Source organism: Dyadobacter sp. 676 (assembly GCF_040448675.1).
Lineage (GTDB): Bacteria > Bacteroidota > Bacteroidia > Cytophagales > Spirosomataceae > Dyadobacter.
The window spans coordinates 3,829,449-3,854,927 of sequence record NZ_CP159289.1 but is presented as its reverse complement, the minus strand read 5'-3'; the positions used below and the strand labels follow the sequence as shown (position 1 = coordinate 3,854,927).

Below are 25,479 nucleotides of genomic sequence, written 5' to 3'. Positions count from 1 at the left end.
TGCCTTTGAACTTGAAAAAATTTCTCGAAGCGTTCGCTTGGGCTCTCCGTCTTTCCCGCTCGCATCGCATCTACATACGGATCGTCGAGATTTTTATAAATGGTAATTATTCTCTTCTTCGTTTTCATGTCCCAAAATCAATCGAAAGTAAATATCGGCATATTCATTAAACAATAAAAGCACCCATTTGCAGGATGCTCTTATTGATTTTCAAAATACATGCCTTACATCTTCTCCGGCCAAACATACTCGAACTTGCCATTAATAGGCGCGCCGAAGTAGTTCACTCCCAGATAGTCGAGGCGTTTTTTGTGGGTTTCGAGGCGTTTGCTGAAATCTTCAAAGTTCTTGCCTTCTTTCGAAGTCCAACCTACTTCTGCCAACGCAGTGGCGCGGGGCCATACCATATATTGTACGTAGGCAGGCGTTTTCATGTATTCGGTCCACACGTTGCCTTGCACGCCGAGGATATGCTTCGCTTCGTCGGCCGACAATTCCGCCGGTGTCGGATCATAAGAGTATGACTCGGCGAGGTCGGTGAAGCCGCCGATGGCAATAGGCTGCGTTTTGGCGTCGGCCTGGTAATGGTCGAGGTAGCAGAAGTTGCCGGGTGTCATGATCACGTCATGGCGTTCTTTAGCAGCGGCGATACCGCCCTCGATACCACGCCAGCTCATTACCGTTGCATTCGGCGACAGGCCGCCTTCGAGGATTTCGTCCCAGCCGATCATCCTCCGGCCTTTCGAAGTAATGAACTTGTCGATCCGCTTGATCACATAGCTTTGCAGGCCATGCTCGTCTTTCAAACCTTCCTTCTGAATGAGGTTCTGGGCAAAACGGCTTTCTTTCCATTGAACTTTCGGACATTCGTCGCCACCGATATGGATGTATTTGCCCGGAAAAAGATCGATCACTTCCGTGAGCACGTCTTCCAGAAACTTGAACGTTTCCTCGCGGGGCATGAAAACGTCGTCATAAACACCCCATTTCGTGCCCACTTCATAAATTTTGTCGGGATTGTTGCCCAGCTGCGGGTAAGCGGCCAGCGCGGCCAATGCATGGCCCGGCATCTCGATTTCGGGGATCACGTTCACAAACCGCTCTTCGGCATATTTGATCACCTCCCGGATATCCTCCTGAGTGTAAAAACCTTCATACGGGATGCCATCGTATTTCTGGTCCTTATAATGACCTTTCATAGTCTCCTTACGTTTCGAACTGATCGTTTTCAGCTCCGGATATTTCTTAATCTCGATGCGCCAGCCCTGATCGTCGGTAAGGTGCCAATGGAACTGGTTTTGCTTGTGCAATGCGATCAGGTCTATGTATTTCTTGACAAATTCGACCGGCATGAAGTGGCGGCAAACGTCCAGCATCAGCCCCCGATAGGCGTAGCGGGGCACGTCTTTTATCGTTACATAGGGGACGGCCCATTTCACACCGGCAACCGGTGTCTCGCTAAAAACCTCGGCGGGCAACAGTTGCAACAGGGTTTGTACTCCATAGAATGCACCTTTGGCAGTTTGGGCCTGAATGGTGACACCTTTCGGGGTCGAAAGCAAGCGGTAACCTTCCTCGCCAAGGCTGGCGTCCGAAGATGCCACGAATGAAATGTCGCCTTTGCCCTTGGCAACCACAGGCGTGCGGCCAGTCGCTTTGCCCAGTTGCGCTGCAAGCATTTCGGCGACGTGTGCCCACCGTGCGTCGGCAGGCGCGCCGATCTTCATTTTGGTTTTGAAAGACCATGCACCCTGAGCGGTCAGGACATTGGTGGGTTTGGGAATGACGTTGATCTGCGCCCATGCGGAGTGCACGAGCACGCAACAGATCAGCCCGAAAAGGAAACTTTTCATAAAATAGGGAACGGATTATTAAAATTATTTAAAAATGATGCAAATTAACCTGTTCCCCATGTAAAATCCGGCGATTCTTAAATTTTTTATAATTTTATGTAATTATTTCAAAAACGGGCACGTTACCAGTATTAAGTGTAACTTTGCACCTTTTAAAGTTTTACAACTTGGTTTTGTTACATTGAACTACACGCTATCAGCCTGTCTGTCAAACTTAACTCCTAGTAAAATCTAAAATCCTATACCCGTGAAAAGGACCCTGTTTCTTAACAGTATTGCGTTAATTTTACCAACTCAACTCCTTCTTGCAAATCCCGACGGTCGTGCCTTTCCTGTGAAAGTTACAAAATCGCAGCGCGTCGACGGCGGCAAGCTTGTGGGCAAAATCGTGGAAGCACCCGGCAACGCCGGCGTTGCGTTTGCTACCATTGCGTTACTCGCGCCCAAAGATTCGTCGCTGGCCAATGGTGCGGTGGCCGATGAGAACGGTGTGTTTGCGATCGCGAACGTGACACCCGGGAACTACCTTCTCCGCGTGACCAATATGGGTTACCAAACCCTCTATCGCCCGAATATCAAAGTAGCGGCGGAAGTCGGCCTGCTCGACCTGGGAAGCATTACGCTCGTCCCGGAAGCACAAAAGCTGGCGGAAGTGGTGGTGAAGGGAGAAAAAACGATGATCGTGGACGATATCGATAAAAAGATCGTCAATATCGGCAAGGATATGCTCGCGACGAGTAATAACGTGAGCGACCTGCTCGAAAAAGTACCGGCGGTTTCCCTCGACGAAAACGGTAACCCGCAAGTCCGCGGGAAAGGCAATGTGGTGGTCCTTATCGACGGCAAGCCTTCCAACCTTTATGGCAGCGACCTGCCTACGATCCTGCAATCTTTCCCGGCAAACCTCATCGAGCGCATCGATGTCATGACGACGCCATCGGCCAAATATGAAGGCGAAGGCGCGTCGGGAGTAATCGATATTATTACCAAAAAGACGAAAATCCGCGGTATGAACGGCGGTGCGCGGTTAAGCATTGGTAACAGAAACAACAATGCGGCGTCGGGGAACTTGAGCTATAAGGTCGGAAAATTCGGTTTGAATGCGTCCCTCAGCGGCCAAACCCGCGCCATGACCTGGGAACGGGCATTGAGCCGCGATAACTTCGTCACGGAATCGACCTCGCACCTGCAACAGGACGGTACGGGTGGTAACAAGGGTAAAAACGCATTCGGCCGCGTAGGTGTCAACTACGATTTCAACGACAAAAACTCGATCGAAGCCGGTGTGAACTATTCACGGGACAACAGCCGCAATTATAGTAATATTCTTAACGAAACGACGCTGGCTTCGGGGATCGTTTCGGAAACCTTCCGGCGCCTCAATAACAGCAAAGGCAACGGCGAAAATGTCAATTTCAATCTGGATTACAGACTTAAATTTGCCGAAAAAGACCATCAGCTCAATTTCAATTCGAGCTACTCGCTCGGCGGGTCGGACGGTGAATCGTACTTTACGCAGGAGAGCACGATCGACAGCCTCATGCGCAACCAGCAGAACCTCCGCGATAACAACCGCCACTCGCTGTTCCTCAATGCGGACTACACCTGGCCAATTACCCCCAAGGCAACGCTGGAAGCCGGCGTGCGCTCACGCACAAGCTCGAACGACAATACCAACGCATTCTATAACCTCGACCGCGAAACGGGCGCCTATCTTTTTGATAATAACATCAGCAATGTTTTCGGCTACAAAGATGCCACTTACACCGGCTTCATGACATTCTCGCAAAAAACCGATCTGTGGGGGCTTAGGGCCGGTTTGCGTGTGACCGACTACAACCAGGATATTAACCAGATCAGCCGGAACCAGGAGTTCAGCGTACATTTTCTGACGTTGGTGCCGTCCCTGGCGATAACCCGCAAACTTGGCGAGTCGTCGCAGGTGAAACTCAATTACAGCCGTCGCGTGCAGCGCCCGGAGGCCGACTGGCTCAACCCGTTCACCGATGTTTCGGATCCACGTAACATCAGGACGGGCAACCCGAACCTGCGCCCTGAGTTTACCCACAAGGCAGAAATGGGCTATTCCAATTACGAAGCCAATGGTGGCTGGGGGCCCTCGCTGTTCATGGACTATTCGAACAATGCGATCACGCAGATCCGCACAATCGACGAGGCGGGCGTTTCACTCACCCGCTATGACAATGTCGGCCGCGAATTGTCGTACGGCTTCGAAACCGATTTTTCCCAGAAGCTCTTCGGCGATGTGCTGAAAATCAATGGCAGCGGAAGGGTGTTCCGCAGCGAGGTCGTTTCGGCGGTAGCCCAGATCGATAACCGGACGTGGAGCTACTCGGGTAACCTGAATGCATTCATTACGCTCCCTGCGGATTTCCGCGCATCCGCTTATGTGAATTACGAAGGCCCGCGGGCTATCGCACAAGGCACGCGCGACGGCGTTTTCATCGCTAATATGGGTATCCGCAAGGACCTGCTGGAAAAGAAAGCCACGATTTCGTTTAATGTACAGGATATTTTCCTTTCCCGAAATTATAAAAGTCAGTTGAGCACGGATACCTATTCGCAAGCGTCAAACTGGCACCAGACGAACAGGCTGGTGAATGTGACATTCCAATACAGGTTCGGTAAAATTTCCGCAAGCGGCGACGACGCCTGACCGACCGTCTCAAATTGTTAATATATGTGAAAGGAAGAGCCGGTTCGGCCCTTCCTTTTCATTTACAAGCAGTTTCAAACTTCCAAAACAGGGCTATTGCAGACATGTTCCGCACAATGCCGGCCGGCATGGAACGGTTTTTGCAAATAGCTCGCGCAGGAGTCGATTAAATTTGCTTATTTAAACCCCGAACATGTGACGTGGTCTAAAAACCGGGTTTTGGAACAGGTCCGAAAAATTTAAACACAAACTTTTACACAGATGAAAAAGCTCAAAATGCTGGCCGCGCTGCTATTGTTATCGGCTGGCTCTTATGCACAAAAACTGCCCGCCGACTCCATATTTTCGCAGTTCTATAAAGCAACGGGGGGCAAAGCGCTGTGGGACGGTGTGAAATCATACACACTGAAAAGGAGCTATTCCGCCGCTGCCGCAACTCCCTACGATGCCGTGATTACCGCATCCATTCCCGAACAGTCGATATATAAGAACAAAACCATCATGAAACGCAGCTTTGTGTACACCGTAAAGGGCGACCAGGGCTGGCTCAAGGTGCCAATCGGGCAGAGAGTGGATGTAAAGGATCTAAGTCAGGCCGAACAGCAGAATATGCGCCAGGAGCTCTACGACAACCTTGCCCCGTTTATCAATTATAAAAACCGCGGACTGATAGCGACGACCGTCGGGACCGAAACGCTCAATGGCGCCCAGGTCAATAATGTTGAATTACAGGGAAAAGGCGTCAAATACAACCTCTATTTCGATGCGAAATCGGGACTGCTCGTGCGTGTGAAAAGCTTGGAGGCGGGTGTTGAAACGACCACCGACCTGTCAGATTACGCAAAATCCGCGTACGGTATTTTGTACCCGACCAAGCTTGTTGAACTGAGCAGTGCAGATAAAAAGCCGGTTACGATCAAGTCGGCGCTGACCGTCAATGAAAATGTAAACGTCGAACTGTTCAAAAGATAATCCGGGGCCATTGCCCCACGGGACGGAGGGCGCACAGGGCCCTCGGGTTCAATAAACCAGATTTTTCAACGCCCTCATAACAGCCAGGGCGGAAAACAGCCAGGGATGAAGAAAGCACTGAAAGTATTGGCCATAATAATCCTGACAGTATTGATTCTGGTTGGCGTGTTGATCTGGGGCATCCAGACACCGTTCGGCCAGAATTTTTTAACGTCCCAGGCAAATTCTTTTTTGCGTAAAAAGCTGAAAACCAAGGTTAATATCGAAAAAGTACGGTTCGATATTCCCGACTGGGTATTGCTGGAAGGCGTTTATTTCGAAGATTTGCATGGCGACACGCTCGTTGCGGGCAAGCGCCTGTATGTGGACCTCGACATGTATGGCCTCATCAAAGGCGACATCGGTATCAACAAGGTGGAACTGGAAGACGTGAACGCCAATATCAGCCGCGTTTTGCCGGATACCGTCTTTAATTTCCAGTTTATCGTCGATGCATTTGCCGGCACCGATACGACCGAGGTCGACACCACCCCTTCAAAACCGCTTAAAATGCGGCTCGACCAGATTTCGCTGAAAAAAGTCCGGTTCTCGTACCGCGATGCAGTTATCGGCACCGACGCTTCGGGAAATATCGATTCCGCGGTGGTGAAATTCGATAAGTTCAACCCCACCATTTCCCGGTATCACCTCACCAGCACCGCATTGCATAACAGTGAGGTGAAACTGAGGATGTACAAGGCACTGAAAGTTGCAGCCGCCGGCCCGGAACCCGATCCGGCCGACTCGCTGGATATTAAGGTGGGCGACATCGATATTCAACAGTTTAAATGGCAATTCGACGATGAAACTTCGGGATTGAAAAACGGCCTGACCGTCGGGAAACTGGCGGGGCATGTGAACAATATTTACATGGGCAGCCAGCGTGTGGACGTCCGCAACGTGTCGCTGGAAAAAATGTCGCTGTTCGCGGAATTTGCCAAAATGCCCAAGCCGGCCCCGGAAAAGAAGGATACGGCCGCCACTGCGCCCGAGGCGCCAGGCTGGTTTGTCAAGGTCGGGGAAATCAAACTTGCGGATAACGACATTCGTTATGACGACTTCAATTCCCCCGCCGTACCCAAAGGCCTGGATTACGCACACCTCGACATCAAAGACCTGAATGTGTATTTGCAGGATTTTCTCTTCTCCCCGGAAAACATCGCGGGCACATTGAAATCGGCTGCGTTTAAAGACAAAAGCGGCTTCCGTCTCGACGCATTCCGTACCGATTTTGCCTATGGCAACCAGGAAACCTACCTCCGCAATCTATATTTAAAAACACCTAATACCCTATTGCGCGACGAATTGAGCCTGCGCTATAAGAACCTGGACCAGCTCACAAACGATATCGGCAAAGTCAAACTCAAACTACGCCTTACCGACAGCCGCATTGCATTTGCCGACATTCTCCTGCTCGCGCCCGATCTCGCGCAGACACCCCCGTTCGACAAGGAGCCCAACGGCGTGGTGAACGGTACCGGGCAAATAACCGGATCGGTGGACGATATGCTGATCTCGAAAGCGAAGTTTACCATGCTCGACGGCACCGTTCTCATTGCCGACGGCCGCCTGCGTGGCCTCCCCGACGCTGAAAAACTGGCAATGGACCTGAATATCGGTGAGATTTCTTCCACCAAAGCCGATTTGCTTAAAATGTTGCCCGACAGCACGGTTCCGGCTTCCATTGAATTACCGGATGCAATCAAGATTTCGGGCAAGGTGAATGGCTCTATGGAGGATCTTACCCTGACCACCACCATCAACAGTTCTTTCGGATCGGGAACATTCTCGGGAAATCTCAAAAATATTACCGACAGCCTCCGCGCCCAATACAATGGTACACTAACGTTCTCGGAATTCGACCTGGGCAAACTCATGAAACAGCCGGCATCGGAAATGGGCAAGCTGACGCTCCGTACCGACGTGGAAGGAGTCGGTTATGCGCCCAAAACCATGAAAGCGCGGCTCGACGGAAATATCGAAAGCGCCGATATCAAAGGGTATGTTTATCAGAACCTGAAATTGAAAGGCGATATCGACCACGGCCTGGCCCATATTTCGGCAAATATGAACGACCGTAATATCGACCTTGACCTGAATGCGCAGGCAGACCTCTCCAAGGAATATCCATCGGTAAAAGCGGACCTCGAAGTCGCCAATCTGGACCTCACCGCATTGAATCTGTATGCAGACTCATTAAAGGTGAAGGGCAACGTCAAGGTCGATATGCCATCGACAAATCCCGAAAACCCGCTCGGGACCATCAAAATGGACAGCCTTGTGCTGACGCACCATCGCAAACCCATCGGCATTTCAAATATCAATGTACAGCTCACCGATTCGAGCGGAGGCAGGCAGGCTTATATCGATTCGCCCATTCTCAAAGCCCAAATGACCGGGCAGTATTCCTATACCGAGCTCGGCGATGCGATCCTTACCGAAGTCGGAAAGCATTTCAAATCGCCGGACCTGACTTATAAGGAAGTAACCAAACCGATCAACTTCGCGCTGGACGCCACACTGACGAACCATCCCGCTGTTCAGGCGTTTGTCCCGGAAATCCGTGAAATGAATGCGATCCGGTTCCACGCACAAATGGACAATCAGAAGGATTCGTCGCTGGTTGCCAGACTGAGCATGCCAATGATCGATTACGACAGCATCCGCATCGAACGCGTTTCCGTCGATTTCAGTACGGTGGAAGCCAATGCGGCGCTAAACGCGAATGTAGGAATGGTCAACACGGGCGGTTTCAGAATGCAGAATGCGTCGCTTGCGAGCCGGATCGTCGATAACGACGTGAAGTTCGATTTTGTGGTCCGCGATTCGTTAAACGCCGAGCGACATGCCGTAAAAGGCGATCTTATAGTCGATAATAACCGTTACCGGCTCAACCTGCGCGACGACCTGCTGCTGAATTACAGCAAATGGGTGGCCGATACCTCCGGTTACGTACAATACGCCACCGACAGCGTTCACGTAAAGAATGTCATGATCAGCAACAACGGCCAGTCCCTGAAAATCAATTCGACCTCGGAAGCTCCGAACAGTCCGCTGGACATCGCGATGTCGAATATTTCCATCGGCCCGCTGATCGAGATCGCCACGCTGGATTCGACATTGGCTACCGGTACGCTGAATGGGAAGGTCTTGCTGAGCAATTACATGACGTCGCCTGTTTATACCGGCGAGCTGACCATCAACAACCTCGCCGTCACGAAAATACCTGTCGGCGACCTGTCCATTAAGTCCACCAACGAAACGGAAAACACAATCCGCGTTGCAATGTCGCTGGTGAATGAGCAAAACGACGTCAACATTCGCGGAAGCTACAATATGCAGTCCGAAACACCGATGGATTTCAAAATGGACCTGAAAAAACTCAGTGCACAGACCATCGAGGCGTTCAGTTTCGGGGAATTGAAACGGGCGACGGGCAACCTTACCGGCGACATCGCCATTACCGGCGCGACCGACAGCCCCCGGCTCGACGGCGCCGTCAGCTTCGACGATGTGGCCTTCAATGCCACGCAATTGGGTGCCAGGTACTCGTTAGCGGGGCAAAAAATCCAGTTTAACGGGCAGAACATCAATTTTAATAATTTTACTGTCACCGACTCGCTCAATCAGGCGATGAAGATCAATGGCAATGTAAATATCGCCAAGCTGCCGGATGTGGGTTACAATCTCAATATTTCCGCGAAAAACTTCAATGTGCTGAACTCGACCCAGAAACAGAACGAGCTGTTTTTTGGCAAAGCTAATATCGATGCCAACCTGACGGTCAAAGGCCAGGGGGCGAAATCGGTCATCGACGGTACCGTCAAGGTCGATCCCGGCAGCAACATAACTGTGGTAATGCCCAACGACGCCACCGAAGCCGGCGATGCTACCAAGGGTGTGATCGAGTTTGTGGACATGAGCGACTCTACGCAGGTCGCTAAAAAGGATTCGGTCGAGGCGGTCCAGAATGTAACGGTCGATTTCGCCTCCCAGATTTCCCTGGATATCGAGGTGGACGACAAATCGGAGTTCAAAGTCGTTATCGACGAGCTGAATGGCGACAATATCCGGCTGAAAGGCAACGCACAGCTCAATACCGGGATGGCGCCGAACGGGCAACTTTTCCTGCTCGGCTCCTATGACCTCACCGAAGGGTCCTACGACCTGACGCTCCAAATCCTGAAAAGGCAGTTCGAGATCAAAAAAGGCAGTACATTGCTCTGGACCGGCGACCCGATGAAAGCGGATTTGAATATTACGGCATCCTATCCGGTAATGGTCGACCCGGGTTCAATTGCGGCCAAATTTCAGGGAGCGAGCAAAATACCGGTGGAAGTGCAGGTCGTCATCACCGGCAACCTCAGCACGCCGAACATCAAATTTAATATCGCTATTCCGGACAATGTGGTCGATACCCAGGTGAAGAACGACATTACGCAACAGACGTTCTGGAAAGAAATGGAGTACAACTCCTCGGAAATGAACAAACAGGCCTTCGCATTGCTGATCACCAACAAGTTCATTACCGATCAATCGACAGCCGGGTTCAATATCGGTTCAAGTGCGGAAGCCGTGGCGCGGCAAAGTGTGAGCCAGTTGCTTACCGACCAGCTCAATAACCTCGCTTCCAGACCTCATTAAGGGCGTCGACCTCAATATCGGCCTGAATTCCACCGCCGACCAGACCACCGGCGCACGGACCGACCTGAACGTGGGGCTGAGCAAAGCATTCCTGAACGACCGTTTAAAAATCTCCGTAGGCAAGAATTTCGAGCTGGAAAGCCGGAACAACAGCGGTAATTCAACCGAAATTTTCGACAACATCGCCCTCGACTACGCCATCAGCCGAGACGGCCGGTATATGTTCCGGGCGTTTCGCAAAAATCAATACCAATCGATCCTGGAAGGTTTTATCATTGAAACCGGTGTGAGTTTTATCATTACCGCGGATTACGACCTCTTCCGCGAGATTTTCCAAAAGCAGCGCAATGAGAAGTAATATCGGATATATACTGGCGATCTGCATTTTCCTGGGCGGCTGCTCGGTCAACCGGTATGTACCCGAAGGCCAGAGTATTTACGTCGGCAACAAGGTCAACGTCGAGCCCGACAGTATTTCCAAACCGAACGTTTCGGGCGTGGCCGATCAACTGGAAGGGCTCATCAAGCCGCCGGCCAACAAAACCATTTTCGGGTTTCCATGGAAGGTGTGGTTTTACTACTGGATCGGCGAACCCAAGGATGAAGGCGGGCTCAGAAGCTGGTTCCGCAAAAAGCTCGGCGAGCCGCCGCGCTTCGCGACGCAGCGCATCGTGGATATCAATGCGGCGAATATGGTCGCATTTCTGGACAATGAAGGCTATTATCGGTCGGCGGTAAAAGGTCGGGTCGTGCCAAGCAAAAAGAAAAAGAAACGGACCGCGATTACCGAATACGATGCCTATGTAATGCCCCGCTATGTTATCAACGAGCTTAGCTACGTTGTTCCAGATAGCTCGCTTTTCAACCGCGACCTCGTTCTGGCGAAACAAAAAACACTCTTGAAAAAAGGCGACCCCATCCGCCTAGACGTCGTCACGGCCGAGCGCACGCGTATCGACCAGGAACTGAAAGGCAAAGGCTACTATTTTTTCAATCCCGATTACCTGGTTGTAAAAATCGATTCCACCATCGGGCGGGCGGATTCCACATTGGGGCCGCAGCAGGTGAATTTGTACCTCGAGGTCAAAAAAGAAACGGCACAAACCTCGCTGAAGCAGTATTTTATCAACCGCATTTACGTCAACACCGGCACGGAGGAAAATAAACTGAACGACTCTACCGCACTGGCCGCTCGCGGGCCCTTGCGCCGGGGGGATCACCATTACCGATCCCGGTAATAATTACAAACGCCGTATTTTTTATGACGCCATCGGCTTCAGAAGAGGGAACCTGTATACCAATACGATGCACGACGTTTCCCTGCAAAGGCTGATCAACCTGCAGAATTTCCGGTTCGTCAAAAACCGTTTCGAGCTCGTTCCCCGCTCCGACTCCGCATTGCTGGACGTTTACTACGACCTTTCCCCGATGAAGAAAAAGTCGCTGCAGACCATCCTCTCGGCCAGTACCAAATCCAACAACCTTGGCGGTTCGGAACTGTCAGTTACCTGGCGTAACCGGAATTTTTTCCGCGGGGCCGAAATGCTGGCAATTAAAGCGTATTTCGGATTTGACGTGCAGCTTGGCGGTAGCCGTACTACCTCCAACAACGTCGGAAACGAATATATCCGATATGGTGCTTCCGCCGACTTGTCGTTTCCGCGGTTTATTATTCCGTTTGTAAGGGTGAGACCAGAAAAAAGTCAGGCCCTGCCAAAAACGATTCTTTCCCTGAATTACGAGAACCGGATACAGCGCAACTTTTATACCACGCGTTCTATCCGCGGGGACTGGTCCTACGTCTGGCGCCGCAATTCACGGGTAGAGCATACGTTCACGCCGGTTTCCATCAACTTCGTAGAGCCGAGGAATATCAATACCGAACTGCTTGGGGAAGTTGCGACGGACCCGAATACGAACCCATTGGACATCGACCGGCTTTTCAAGCTTGTAGATACCAAGTTTTTTATCCTGGGATCAAATTACTCGGTGTCCTATCGCCCAACCCCGCGGCCATTCAGCAGAAACCAGATCGCGATGACCGGTGGTGTGGACTGGGGTGGGAATATTTTAAGTCTGCTGGCTAAGAAAAACCCGGAAGGTTATCCGAAGGAATTCCTCAAAGTACCCATTTTGCAATATGTGAAAGTAGATGGTGATTTGCGATACTACCGTACGATCACGCCCTCGGTCAAATGGGCGAACCGTATTCTTGTGGGGGCCGCCAAGCCTTACGGAAACTCCAAAACAATGCCGATCCCATTGTTCAAACAGTACTTCGCCGGCGGTAGTACCGGTATCAGGGCATTTCGTGCGCGCTCACTCGGGCCGGGCTCGGTCGCTCCGGATACGTTGTCCATTCGTTTGCTGGGCTACCAGTCATTTGCCGATATCCGTCTTGAATTCAATTCGGAAATACGGTTGAAATTTACGGACATTATCAACGGTGCCATATTTGTCGACGCCGGTAATATCTGGTCGTTCGGCGACAGTACCCGCGCTACATATCCGAGTACTGCATTAATCAGCAACAAGTTTTTGAAACAGGTGGCAGTCGGTGGCGGGATCGGCCTGCGGCTCGACTTCTCTTACCTGATTTTCCGCCTCGACCTCGCCACACCATTCCGTAAGCCTTGGTATGTGAATGAAGTCAAATCGGTAAGTCCGGAAGGAGTTGTGGAGTATAAAAATCCGTGGGTATTCAACGAAATCAACTTCGGAAGCCGGGCCTGGCGAAAGGAAAATCTGGTATTGAATATCGCTGTGGGGCTACCGTTCTGACGACACGCTTTCAACGGATTTCCTGACAAAGCTCTATCAAAACACTGTTTGCGCTTTTGGGATGCACAAAACAGACGAGTTTGTTGTCGGCGCCTTGCCTGGGCACATCGTTCAATAATATAAAACCTGCATTCCGGAGCCGCTCCATTTCGGCCACAATATCTTCGACCTCGAAAGCAATATGGTGAATGCCTTCACCTTTCTTTTCAATGAAGCGGGCGATGGCGCTATCGGGGCCTGTGGCTTCCAGGAGTTCTATTTTAGTTTGGTTTATTTTAAAAAAAGAAGTCGTGACCTGCTCCGATTCGACGCTTTCGCGCTTGTAGGGTTGTACATTAAACAACGCTGAATAAACCGCTTCGGCTGCTGCAAGATCCGCGGTAGCAATTCCGATATGCTCTACATTTTTCATCATCAGAAAAAATTATCCGACGGCCGCGATGGGCCGCCCCTAAACTCCGGAACCCTACTCGTGGATACCAAACTCAACGCCCCCCCGGGCATTCTATTTCCGGTTATCATCCCCCAGCATCATACTCAGGTAGCTTTCATAACGGCTCATAGCAATATCCCCTTCCGATACAGCCCCCTTTACCGCACAACCCGGCTCGTTGATGTGCTGGCAATTGTTGAACCGGCATTGGTTGAGCAAATCGCGCATTTCAGGAAAATAATGGCTGATTTCCTCCTTTTCCATATCGGCCAGGCCCAGCTCCTTGATTCCCGGCGAATCGATAATGAATGTGTCTTTTTCGAGTTCGAACATTTCGGCGAAGGTGGTCGTGTGTACGCCCTTGTTCGCGAAGGTGGATACTTCCTGTGTTTTAATATCCAGATCGGGTGCGATAGCATTCACGAGCGTCGATTTCCCTACACCCGAATGACCGGACAGCAGCGACACCTTGCCTTTCAGGAGGCTGTTAAATTCTTCCAGCCCCAATTCGGCCAATGCCGTTGTGGCGAGGCAACGGTAACCCAGCCCCGTATACAATTCCATTAGTTCCGACTGGTAATCCTTCATTTCTTCATCCAGCAGATCCTGTTTGTTAAAAACCAACACCCCGGGAATACGGAACGATTCGATGGCTACGAGAAAACGGTCGATAAAACCAAGGGAAGTCCGGGGGAAAACCAGCGTGGCGATCAATATCGCCTGGTCCACATTGGCGGCTATAAGGTGCGCATGGGCGGTTTTGTGTACCGAGCGGCGGATCACGTAGTTCTCGCGCGGGAGGATTTCGTGGATGATACCAAAGTTTTCCCCTTCGTCTTCCACTTCGAAATTGACATAATCGCCCACCGCGATCGGATTGGTCACTTTCAAACCCAATGCCTTGAACTTGCCTTTCAGCCGGCATTGCCAGACGTGCCCGTCCCTGCTGTCGCGCACGTCATACCACGAACCTGTCGAACGAAGCACCAAACCCCTTATTAAACCCATTCTCTCTTTGTTTTGGAACCAGCGAATTTAAAAGGAGTTTGCCAGAAGTCACTAAAAATTGCTCGTTTACTCAAAACCAGCCCCGAAACAAGTAGTTTTTATAAGACAGTGATTTTTTAATTGCAATATGTATGACCTTCCTGCTTCAAGCTGAAATCCCTTTTTTGCGACCCGGTATACCAATTAAAAAACATTCGACATACTGCCTGAACCGCTGACGATTTTTACAATAAATAATAATATTTTTTAAAATCACGCCCATTTTTTCTAATTGTTTCCTACATTAGTACACGCAATCGTAAAGAAAATTAAAAACGTCATCCTATAATTATTTTTACTCCGCATAATGGACTTAGTGGCAGAAGAACCGAGTTCGGTCATTGATATTCGCAAAAACCGCATCAGAAGCAGCCTGTTGCTGCATTTATATCAATCCGGGGACACTTCCATTAACAAAATGGCCAAGTTGTTCCATGCGAGTATACCGTCGGCGACCGGCATCGTGAACGATCTGATGCGCGACGGCTGGATAACGGAAACCGGGACCGGCCCTGCGAGAGCCGGCCGCCCGCCGGTATTATACGGACTGAATGCAAAAAAGTACCTGACGCTCATCATGGACATTAACCGCCATGATACCCAGCTTTGCATCTTCGACTTGCATAACCAACTGATCCTTAAACGAAAAGTAGATATCCGCCTCGACGATTCAGCGAATTTCCTGGAAGAACTTTTTACCTCGACCGACGATTTTCTGAAGTCCAACAACATCAGCCGGAGCAAGTTATGGGGTATCGGTGTTTCCATGCCCGGGCTCATCAATTCTTCGCAAGGGATTAACCTGACCTACCTAAACCTGACGCCTCCGGGCGTGCCGCTGGTAACGTACCTCAAACAGCATTTCGACCTCCCGGTTTGCCTCTTCAATGATACGAAGGCTACCACGATCGGCGAACACCGATTCGGTTATGCGGTGGACAAATCGCAGGTGCTGACGATCAATATCGACTGGGGGGTTGGTTTGGGGATTATCATCAATGGCGAGGTTTTCAACGGGGCGTCGGGTTTCGCCGGCGAACTGGGGCACATCCAGGTCAAGCCGGACGGAATGCTCTGCCATTGCGGCAAAGTAGGTTGCCTCGACACCATCACCTCCGCGATCGCATTAATCCGCCAGGCGAAAGAAGGCATTAACAGCGGCCGGGCAACAATTTTGAAACAGATCGTCAACAACGACCTCGATCAGCTCGAAACTTCGCACATTATAGAAGCCGTGCACGCGGGCGACGAATTCTCGATAGATCTGCTCAGCACGGTAGGCACCGAACTGGGCAAGGGACTGGCCACCGCTGTCCATTTGTTCAATCCGGAAGTGATTATCGTGGGTGGTTTGCTGGCCGAAGCAGGACCGTTCATTTCCAACCCGATCGAGCAGGCGATCAATAAATATTGCCTGTCGGATTTCAAAAACCCGCTTTCCATTCACATTTCAAAGCTTGGTGCCAAGGCGCGCTTACTGGGAACGCAGGCTTACCTGTTCGACAATCTGATTGCGAAGGAATTTTCCTGATATTAAATAGCTGATGGTGCATTCACCTGTGCCATCAGCCCATTGCTTCTCTCACTTTACGCATAATCAGGTCGGTAGCACCGGTCCCCGACAACACGTATTCCGCACTAATTTTCCCTGTACCTAGGGCTGTGGCCGCGTTCCCGGCCCAATTCTCCAATATTTGGGTCAGTTGGGCATTGTCCGCGACGGCAAATGCACCGCCTTTCTCTATCAGGTCTACCGCCTCCTGGAACCTGTGGTAGCTTTTATCCCCAAAAACGACCGGCAAACCGAAAGTCGCAGCTTCGAGGATATTATGGAGCCCCACACCGAACGAGCCGCCGATATACGCCATATTGCCATAGCGGTAAAGCGAAGAAAGCATTCCGATATTATCGATAATGAGGTAGTCGAACCCTTCCGGGCTTTGCCCTGCGGCCACCTGAGAGTATAAAATGGAACGACCGTTCAATTTGGAACGCCAACCCGCGATTTCCTCCGCCTTGATTTCGTGCGGGGCGATGATCGCCTTCAATTTTCCTGATAATGCATTCAACGCAGGAATGAGCACCTGCATATCCGCGTCCCACACGGACCCCGCGATCACGCACGGATCCTCCCCCTTGAAGCCCGCGATTTCCGGGAGCTCGCGTGCGCTGGAGGCGATCGCGCGCACACGGTCGAAGCGCGTATCGCCCGCGACACTGCAAGCGCCGATGCCCGCTTGTTTCAGCAATGCTACGGACGCCTGATTCTGAACGAACAGATGATCGAAATAGCCGAGCATTTTCCGGAAAAAGCCGCCGTAGGGTTTAAAGAAAATCTGGTTCGGGCGAAAAATGGAAGAGAATGAAAGAATATAGCTCCCGTTTTTACGCAGTTCCCGCAGATAGTTAAACCAAAACTCGTATTTGATAAAAAAAGCGATACGCGGATTGATAATTTTCACAAATTCACTTGCATTGGAGCGCGTATCGATCGGCAGGTAGCAAATCAGATCGGCACCGCTGTAATTCTTGCGGATTTCATAACCCGACGGCGAAAAGAATGTGAGCAATACGAAATGATCGGGATAGGTGTTCCGGTAGGCTTCCATCACCGGTCTTCCCTGCTCGAATTCGCCCAGGGAGGCCGCATGAAACCAAGCCACCGGCCGTCCGTCGGCACGGGCCGGAAACGAACCACGCAGGCTGCCCAGCAGCCCTTTACGACCCTCCGCTCCGAGTTTTAATTTGTGATTGAAAGGTGCAACAAACCTGATTAGAAAAGCGAAAACCTGAATGGCAACCTGATAGATGATTTTCACCAAAGCAATCTGATTAAAAGGACATTAGAAAAGCGACAAACTACTGCCATTTTCGCCGGTAAGAGCCCCGTGGCAGGCTTTTTTTGTTTCTTTTTTTGTTTAAAGAACATAAATGTACAAAAAACCGTTAAAGTGGTGTCGATATACAGAAGCATACGCTATTATTTTGTACTTTCACTGTTCATACGACACATACATAGTCACAGAGAATTTATACTAATAATATGATGCGTGTAAAACTTTTACTTTCAGTAGCTATTCTGTTTGCATTATCGACAGAAATATACGCTCAGCGCAGGTCTGTGAAGAATAACGAGGACGCGGAAGAGACCTATAAGTCATTTACCTCTGTGGGCATCACTACCAATACCAACTCCGGGATTCTCGGCGGTGCGGTATTCCGCCAGTCGGCTGCATTGGGTTCGAAAATGTTCGGGAAGAATGCGTACCGCTACCTGGCGCTCGAACTTGTGAATGTGAAACATCCCAAAGAACTCTCTACACAGGATTTTGTAACAGGCGCGAGGCTGGTTTATGGTAAACAAAACTACCTGTTCGTACTTCGTCCGGAATACGGGCGTGAAATAGCGCTTTTCAGCCGGCAGGACGACGAAGGGATATCCATTAGCGGGATCGTGGCTGCGGGTCCGTCGCTCGGCTTCGAGAAACCCTACATGGTCCAATATCAGAATTCCGACGGCCGTGTGACTACCGAGCCTTTTAAGCCGGACCGCTCGGGTGACATCATCGGGGCAGGCAGCTTTTTCCAGGGCTTCGGGAAGTCCAAGCTCGTACCTGGCCTGCATATTAAAACGGCCATGAGCTTTGAACTGAGCGCCTTCCGCGACAATGTGACAGGCGTGGAGGTTGGCTTCATCGCGGAAGCGTTCTCGCGGAAAATCACCATCATGGCGGATGCGCAAAACAAAGCCTTTTTCACATCCGGATACCTGACCCTTTACTTTGGAAGCAAGAAAAGATAATTACCATTTATATAAATTGATGACGTACCAAATATCGGCGCCATCGGAGATTACAGATTGTTATGATTGAACTGCCAGTAATACCGTCGGAACGCAGAAAACGTCCCGATTGGCTCCGGGTTAAACTTCCCGCAGGCCCTGAATTCAGGAAAGTAAGACAGCTGGTCGATAATTATAAACTCCACACCATTTGCGAAAGTGGAAACTGCCCGAATATGGGCGAATGCTGGGGTGCCGGAACGGCCACCTTCATGATCCTCGGCAATGTGTGTACCAGAAGTTGCAGTTTTTGTGCGGTGGCTACCGGGCGGCCCAACGAATACGATACCGACGAGCCCCGGCGCGTTGCCGAAGCCATCAAGCTGATGCAGGTGAAACATGCGGTAATCACGTCGGTGAACCGTGATGAACTGAAAGACAAAGGCGCCGAAATCTGGTACCAGACCGTTCGCCAGGTGAAGGAAAATACGCCCGAAACCACTATCGAAACGCTGATACCCGACGTAAAAAGCAATTGGGACGCGCTGATCCACATGATCGAGGCGGGCCAGGAGGTGGTTTCCCACAACATGGAAACGGTAGAACGTTTATACCGTGCGGTGCGCCCGCAAGCCAAGTACGCCCGTAGCCTGGAACAAATCAAACGTACCAAGGAATTCGGGCAACGCACCAAATCGGGCATTATGCTGGGACTGGGAGAAACACGGGAAGAAGTATACAAAGCCATGGACGACCTGGTCGAAAACGGCCTGGATATCCTGACGCTCGGGCAATATCTGCAGCCTACCAAAATGCACCACGAGGTTATCGAGTGGATCACGCCGGAAATGTTTGAGAATTACAGGGAAGAAGGCCTGAAACGCGGCCTGAAATACGTCGAATCGGGCCCGCTGGTCCGTTCGAGCTACCATGCGGAGCGGCATGTGAACGTTCCGATTTAAGTAAACGAAATTAGTTTTATCGGAGAAAGCCGGCGTAGTTTTACGACAACGCCGGCTTTAATTATTTTCCGCGGATCGATCTTTGTAACCGCTCACGAAGTACTGTTTGGTTCAGCGATAGAAATACGCAGATTTACATATACCGTCATTCAGAGTTCAGCCCGGTGATCCCTTGCAAAGCACCGGGCTTGCCACCGTGCGGAAGCAAATCTTCCAATTCACAAGAAACGTGCCAACGGACTGACCGAATTTAGTTAAAAGCTTGAACTACACCATTTACAGAATCGATTCGGAAAATGGATCGAAATTTGATAAAATTGAGGAAATTATTCTCAAACAATACGATTCGCAAAGTCAATATCTAAATGATTACTTATTTTTGCCGTCGACTAGGAAAATAGAAGAGCTTCTCATGAGGTAATTTTATCACACATTTAAACATTTCTTTAACTTTTATTTCGTTTCCAATGCCATACTTATTCACCTCGGAGTCCGTATCTGAAGGACATCCTGACAAGGTAGCCGATCAAATATCAGATGCACTGATTGACAACTTTTTAGCATGGGATACCAATAGTAAGGTGGCCTGCGAGACACTGGTAACGACCGGACAAGTAGTTTTGGCCGGCGAGGTAAAAACCAACACCTACCTGGACGTTCAGAAAATCACACGCGATGTGATCAAAAGAATTGGTTACACGAAGAGTGAATACATGTTTGAAGCCAACTCCTGCGGTATTCTCTCGGCAATCCACGACCAGAGCGCGGATATCAACCAGGGGGTAGACCGCGCAGCGGCTGCCGAAGATTTCGAATCCAAAGCGAATGCGCAAGGTGCCGGCGACCAGGGTATGATGTTCGGATACGCGACCCGCGAGACTGCGAACTACATGCCGCTTGCACTCGACCTGGCCCACAAGATTCTCCAGGAGATGTCGTACATCCGCAACAATGAGCCTTCACTTATCCCTTATCTGCGGCCAGACGCGAAGTCACAGGTAACGATCGAATATAGCGATGACAATGTGCCGCAACGTATCGATACCATCGTCGTTTCGACGCAGCATGACGACTTCGACACGGAGGAAGCGATGCTCGCAAAAATCAAAAGCGACATAATCGATATCGTTATCCCCCGCGTGAAGGCAAAACTGACGCCTGAACTGCAAAAGCTGTTCACAGGCGATATTACGCACCATATCAACCCTACCGGAAAATTTGTAATCGGCGGGCCTCATGGCGACACCGGTCTGACTGGCCGTAAAATCATCGTGGATACTTACGGTGGTAAAGGCGCACACGGCGGTGGTGCATTCTCCGGAAAAGATCCTTCGAAAGTCGACCGCTCTGCGGCATATGCGACCCGCCACATCGCTAAAAACATGGTAGCGGCAGGGCTATGCGACGAAGTTCTCGTGCAGGTTTCCTACGCGATCGGTGTCGCCGAACCTTGCGGCCTGTACGTGAACACGTACGGAACTGCAAAAGTGGCCGACAACGACGGAGCAATCGCGGCAAAAATCGGGGAGATCTTCGACATGCGCCCGTACGCTATCGAGCAGCGTCTGAAACTGCGTAACCCGATCTATTCCGAAACAGCCGCTTACGGTCACATGGGACGCAAAAACGAGATCGTTAAGAAAACCTTCAAAGGTGCTAACGGCGAAGAAAAAGAAGTTGAAGTTGAACTCTTTACCTGGGAGAAACTCGATTTTGTAGATGCTATCAAAGCGAAATTTGCTTTGTAAGCGTTGAATCATAAAACAAAACGAGGCCGGCAGCAATGTCGGTCTCGTTTTGTTTTCAGGATAAAAAGCATGAAAATCAACGCCGGGACTAACCGCGCAATCTACAAACCTGTTATCGTCGGCATCTTGTTCAATCAATTGCCAAAAATAGTACGGAATATTCGCTCAAGTCTCATTGGTAACAAAGAGATCATACCTCTTCTGCAACAAAGCGTGAAAGATCGGAGGTATTTCGAATGTGAGTCAACCGCATGCTTACCCCTTAAAAATGCGCCGGCTCTTCCAATTCACTATCGCGGGCAACGCGTTCTATCATTTTTATCTTCTCGAAATTTTTGGGCCGCGAAAAGAACGTATAAATAGCCGGGATGACATACAGCGTGAGAACAAGCGAAAACAGCAGACCGCCCATGATCACGATACCCATCGACATCCTGCTCCGGCCCGCGGAACCGAGCGCCATGGCAATCGGCAACGCCCCGAGGATCGTCGCCAAACTGGTCATCAGGATAGGCCTGAAACGCAATGTGGCAGCTTCCAGGGCAGCTTCCTGAATGCTTCGCCCCTGCTCGCGCAGCTGATTCGCGAATTCGACGATTAGGATACCATTCTTGGTAACCAGACCTATCAGCATAATCATCCCGATCTGACTGAAAATGTTCAATGTCTGATCGAAGAACCAGAGCGAGAACACCGCTCCTCCAATCGCAAGCGGAACGGTGAACATGATGATAAACGGGTCGACGAAACTTTCGAACTGCGCCGCGAGGATGAAGTAGATCAGCACCAATGCGAGGAAGAATGAGAACATCGTGTTCGACGAGCTTTCCGCATAGTCGCGCGAGGAGCCGCTCAATGCGGTCTGGATCGTTTCGTCGTTCAATTTGTCGCGAATGCGGTCCATTGCAGCAATGCCGTCCCCGATGGTCTTGCCCGGCGCGAGCGCCGCCTGCACGGTCGCGCTCATGTAACGGTTGTAGTGGAAAAGCTGCGGCGGGCTGCTTTCTTCTTCCGCTTTCACAATGTTGTCGAGCTGAACGAGACTGCCTGTATTCGTTTTGACAAACATACTCTTCAAATCCAGCGGCTCGTCGCGGTTGGCACGGTCGTACTGGCCGATTACCTGATATTGACGGCCATTCATGGTGAAATAGCCAAAACGCTGCCCCGCAAATGCCAGTTGCATCGTCTGCGCCACGTCCTGCACCGAAATACCCAATGATTTAGCCTTTTCCCGGTCGATCACGATCTGGATTTCCGGTTTACTGAATTTCAGGTTTACGTCCGTGATCGCAAAAGTGGGGTCGTTCGACACTTCTTCCATGAATTTGGGAAGGTATTCCCTCAATTTTTCAAAATCCGGTGCCTGGATCACATACTGGATCGGCAAACCGCCGCGCGAATCCACCGAGATCGTCTGCTGCTGCACCACAAACGACTTGGCATCGGGCATTTGTTTGAGTTTTTTATTGATATAATCGGCGATTTCCTGCTGCGACTCTTTTCTTAACTTTTTGTCTACCAGGGCAATCCGGCCGCTGCCGGTATTGGCGGCCCCGAGTCCGGAATTTCCGGGAGAAGTAATGAGCATCAATCCTTTTCTTCCCGGCATCGAATCCATAAGCATATTACCTACTTCCTGCACATACCGGTCCGTAAATTCGAACGATGATCCTTCCGGCGTGGTCATGTTGATACGGAACCAGTTGCGGTCGTCGAGGGGAGCCAGCTCCGATTGCAGATCTTTACCGAAAAACCAGACCATTCCCACTGTGGCAGCCACCAGCGGAACGGCAACCCAACGCATTTTGAGAAACTTCGCCAGCGCATTGCCATAATCGTTGGTAATTTTTTCAAAGAACGGCTCCGTTTTTTCGTAAAACCAGCTCTTCTTGTGCGTCTTGCGCACCAGGTACGCATTCAGCATGGGCGTAAGCGTCAGCGAAACGAATGCGGAGATCAATACAGCGGCAGAAATAACGATACCGAACTCACGGAACAGTTTTCCTACAAAACCTTCCATAAAAATCACCGGCAGGAAAACCGACGCAAGCGTAATGGACGTCGATAAAACCGCAAAAATGATCTCATTCGAACCCTTGATTGCCGCCTCGATCGGGCTCATACCCTGCTCGATTTTCTTGAAAATATTTTCGGTGACCACAATGCCGTCATCCACTACCAGCCCCGTCGCGAGCACGATTGCGAGAAGCGTGAGCACATTCACGGAAAAACCCATGATGTACATGATGAAAAATGTCCCGATCAGTGAAACGGGAATGTCGATCAACGGGCGGAAAGCAATGAGCCAGTCGCGGAAGAACAGGTAAATAATGATCACCACCAGCACAATGGCGATCAACAACGTCTCCCCCACTTCTTCGATAGAGCGCTCGACGAAAATAGTGTTGTCGATCAGCGTATCCAACTTGTAATCCTTGGGAAGTTCCTTTTTGATGGCTGCCATCCGTTTATTGACTTCCTTCGCGATATCGAGATAATTGGCGCCTGGCATGGGTGAAATGGCCAGACCGATCATCGGCACATTGTCGAGGCGCAGGATCGTTTCCTCATTTTCGGGCCCCAGCTGCGCAAATCCGACATCTTTGAGATGAATGGTTTGCGTGGCCGAATTCTTGACGATCATTTCATTGAAATCTTCCTCCGTGCGGAACCGGCCGATTGTTTTCACAGTCAATTCGGTGTTGTCTCCGGCCAGCTTTCCGCTCGGCAGCTCCACGTTCTCCTTGTCGAGCGCGGCTTTGACATCCTGGGTCGTAATGCCTAATGCAGCCATTTTGACCGGGTCCATCCAGATCCGCATCGCATATTTCTTTTGTCCGAAAATCCGGATCTCGCTCACGCCCTCGATGGTTTGCAAGCGCTGCGCGATCACGTTTTCGGCATAGTCGCTCACCTCGAGATGCGAGCGGGTATTACTCGTGAACGTCAGGACGATAATCGGTTCGGAGTTGGCGTCGGCCTTGCTCACCACCGGCGGCCCGTCGATGTCGAGCGGCAAAGTCCGCGAGGCAGAACCCACCTTGTCGCGCACGTCGTTCGCGGCACGCTCCATATCCACCCCAATATCGAATTCGACGGTGATCTGGCTCGTTCCCTGGCTGCTGGTGGAACTGATGGACTTAATGCCTTCGATACTGTTCAGCTGCTTTTCGAGCGGTTCGGTGATCTGCGATTCGATGATGTCCGCATTCGCTCCGGTGTAGCTCGTGCGTATGGAAACCACGGGCGGGTCAATCGAGGGAAACTCCCGCATGCCCAGGAACTTATATCCCAGAAACCCGAACAATATGATCAACAGGTTCATGACAATCGCAAGAACCGGCCTTTTGATGGAAAGCGTTGAGATGCTCATAGGTTGACCTTCACGGCAGTGTTAGGTTTGATAGCGATGATACCGGACGTAATCAACGAATCGCCGGGCTGTAACCCGTCTATGATCTGGATCTTTTTATCGGTGCGTAAGCCGGTGGTTACCATGGCTTCCTGCGCCTTGCCGTTCTTCACGACAAATACCTTCTTGCCTTTCAAAACCGGCACGATTGCCTCTGTCGGGATCATCATCGCCGAACGGTTGGCGTCCAGGTCGGCCAGCACCTTCACAAACATACCCGGCACAAACCGGCCCTCGGGGTTGTTTGCCACGGCGCGGACCCGCAGCGTGCGCAGGCTCTCGTCCACTTTCGGATCCACGGCGAGTATCCTGGCCGTGTATGTCGAGGGATCGCCGTCGAGGTTAAACTTCACGGAACTTCCCAGGCGAATGCTCGGACTGTATTTTTCGGGAACCGTAAAGTCGATTTTTACCGGATTGCTTTGCACGATCGTTGCGATGGGCGTACCCGGAGCCAGGTATGCACCTTCACTGATAAATTTCAATCCGATCCGCCCGCTGAATGGGGCGCGGATTTCCGTCTTTTCGAGCTGTGCTTCAATTACTTCCTTCTCCGCTTCGAGAACCCGGATATTATTGGAGGTGACATCGTATTCTTCGAGGTTAATCGCTTCTACGTTCAATAATTTTTTCTGTCTGGCTTCTATTTTTTTGCTTAGATCCTGGTTATAGGCAACCTTCTGTAACTGCGCACGGAGCTCGCGGTCATTGATTTTCGCGATCAGCTGGCCCTTGGCAACGTACGATCCTTCCTTGATGTCGAGTTTCACCAGCCTCCCCGATATTTCCGACATCAGGTTCACTTCTTCATTGGGCAACACGGTGCCGGAAGCGAAAATCTGGTTTTCAATGGACTCCTTCCCGACGACAAACACATTCACCGGCACGGCTCCGCCGGAGGACTTTGCATTTTTGCTTTCCCCACCTTTCTTCGCATTGGGCCCCTCGCCGGGCTTTGAAAAAATGAACAACTTTCCCAAAACCAGCGCGACGATGATCCCGGCCACCAACATGATCGTACGCATAGACTTACCTAAAAATAAAATTTGTTCAAGAAGAGTAGTTATAGATTATATTTTGCAAAAACGCTTTTTAAAGATACTTCATATTGTAAAAAAGCGGCAATG

The 25,479-nt window shown here is 50.7% G+C and carries 16 protein-coding genes; 10 read left to right on the top strand and 6 right to left on the bottom strand.

Annotation, left to right across the window (positions count from 1 at the left end; translation table 11 throughout):
• Nucleotides 1-224: 224 nt before the first annotated feature.
• Entirely contained in the window at nt 225-1,853 is a 1,629-nt protein-coding gene (locus ABV298_RS17300; protein ID WP_353717444.1) for a beta-N-acetylhexosaminidase, read from the bottom strand.
• Between the two features lie 334 nt (nt 1,854-2,187).
• Between ABV298_RS17300 and ABV298_RS17295 the strand changes: the two genes are divergently transcribed.
• From ABV298_RS17295 to ABV298_RS17270, 6 genes are all read left to right on the top strand, one after another.
• Entirely contained in the window at nt 2,188-4,530 is a 2,343-nt protein-coding gene (locus ABV298_RS17295) for a TonB-dependent receptor (protein WP_353717443.1), read from the top strand.
• Nucleotides 4,531-4,791: 261 nt separating this feature from the next.
• Nucleotides 4,792-5,502: a hypothetical protein gene (locus tag ABV298_RS17290; RefSeq protein ID WP_353717442.1), complete on the top strand. Its 711-nt coding sequence runs from the start codon at nt 4,792-4,794 to the stop codon at nt 5,500-5,502.
• Between the two features lie 105 nt (nt 5,503-5,607).
• Nucleotides 5,608-10,185, top strand: coding sequence for a translocation/assembly module TamB domain-containing protein (locus ABV298_RS17285; protein ID WP_353717441.1), 4,578 nt, complete (start codon nt 5,608-5,610; stop codon nt 10,183-10,185).
• A 70-nt stretch (nt 10,186-10,255) separates the two neighbouring features.
• The gene (locus ABV298_RS17280) at nt 10,256-10,543 is read left to right on the top strand and encodes a hypothetical protein (RefSeq protein ID WP_353717440.1); all 288 of its coding nucleotides are present in this window, start codon (nt 10,256-10,258) and stop codon (nt 10,541-10,543) included.
• Nucleotides 10,533-11,423: a hypothetical protein gene (locus tag ABV298_RS17275; protein WP_353717439.1), complete on the top strand. Its 891-nt coding sequence runs from the start codon at nt 10,533-10,535 to the stop codon at nt 11,421-11,423. Before ABV298_RS17280 ends, ABV298_RS17275 begins: the two co-directional genes overlap by 11 nt.
• Before the next feature lie 67 nt (nt 11,424-11,490).
• Entirely contained in the window at nt 11,491-12,966 is a 1,476-nt protein-coding gene (locus ABV298_RS17270; protein ID WP_353717438.1) for a BamA/TamA family outer membrane protein, read from the top strand.
• Between the two features lie 10 nt (nt 12,967-12,976).
• Here ABV298_RS17270 and mce read toward each other — a convergent pair whose 3' ends face one another.
• Nucleotides 12,977-13,381 (bottom strand): methylmalonyl-CoA epimerase, encoded by a 405-nt coding sequence (gene mce / locus ABV298_RS17265; protein WP_353717437.1) that lies wholly within the window; start codon nt 13,379-13,381, stop codon nt 12,977-12,979.
• Nucleotides 13,382-13,471: 90 nt separating this feature from the next.
• Nucleotides 13,472-14,407: a ribosome small subunit-dependent GTPase A gene (gene rsgA / locus ABV298_RS17260; RefSeq protein ID WP_353717436.1), complete on the bottom strand. Its 936-nt coding sequence runs from the start codon at nt 14,405-14,407 to the stop codon at nt 13,472-13,474.
• 346 nt (nt 14,408-14,753) lie between these two features.
• On the opposite strand from rsgA, the gene ABV298_RS17255 reads away from it, so the two are divergent.
• Nucleotides 14,754-15,977: an ROK family transcriptional regulator gene (locus ABV298_RS17255; RefSeq protein ID WP_353717435.1), complete on the top strand. Its 1,224-nt coding sequence runs from the start codon at nt 14,754-14,756 to the stop codon at nt 15,975-15,977.
• Nucleotides 15,978-16,011: 34 nt separating this feature from the next.
• Here ABV298_RS17255 and ABV298_RS17250 read toward each other — a convergent pair whose 3' ends face one another.
• Nucleotides 16,012-17,265: a glycosyltransferase N-terminal domain-containing protein gene (locus ABV298_RS17250; RefSeq protein WP_353717434.1), complete on the bottom strand. Its 1,254-nt coding sequence runs from the start codon at nt 17,263-17,265 to the stop codon at nt 16,012-16,014.
• Between the two features lie 224 nt (nt 17,266-17,489).
• Between ABV298_RS17250 and ABV298_RS17245 the strand changes: the two genes are divergently transcribed.
• The 3 genes from ABV298_RS17245 to metK all read left to right on the top strand — a co-directional run bounded on the left by ABV298_RS17245 (nt 17,490) and on the right by metK (nt 20,937).
• Complete coding sequence (locus ABV298_RS17245; RefSeq protein WP_353717433.1) at nt 17,490-18,248, top strand: hypothetical protein; 759 nt, start codon at nt 17,490-17,492, stop codon at nt 18,246-18,248.
• Between the two features lie 62 nt (nt 18,249-18,310).
• Nucleotides 18,311-19,189, top strand: a complete 879-nt coding sequence (gene lipA, locus ABV298_RS17240) for a lipoyl synthase (protein ID WP_353717432.1) — start codon at nt 18,311-18,313, stop codon at nt 19,187-19,189.
• 467 nt (nt 19,190-19,656) lie between these two features.
• Nucleotides 19,657-20,937: a methionine adenosyltransferase gene (metK, locus tag ABV298_RS17235; RefSeq protein WP_353717431.1), complete on the top strand. Its 1,281-nt coding sequence runs from the start codon at nt 19,657-19,659 to the stop codon at nt 20,935-20,937.
• A 262-nt stretch (nt 20,938-21,199) separates the two neighbouring features.
• Here the strand turns inward: metK and ABV298_RS17230 are convergent, their stop codons facing one another.
• Together ABV298_RS17230 and ABV298_RS17225 are read right to left on the bottom strand one after the other, a co-directional pair.
• On the bottom strand, nt 21,200-24,313 hold the full coding sequence (locus tag ABV298_RS17230; RefSeq protein ID WP_353717430.1) for an efflux RND transporter permease subunit: 3,114 nt from the start codon (nt 24,311-24,313) through the stop codon (nt 21,200-21,202).
• Nucleotides 24,310-25,377, bottom strand: coding sequence for an efflux RND transporter periplasmic adaptor subunit (locus tag ABV298_RS17225; RefSeq protein ID WP_353717429.1), 1,068 nt, complete (start codon nt 25,375-25,377; stop codon nt 24,310-24,312). The genes ABV298_RS17230 and ABV298_RS17225 overlap by 4 nt, the downstream gene beginning before the upstream one ends.
• Between the last annotated feature and the right edge of the window lie 102 nt (nt 25,378-25,479).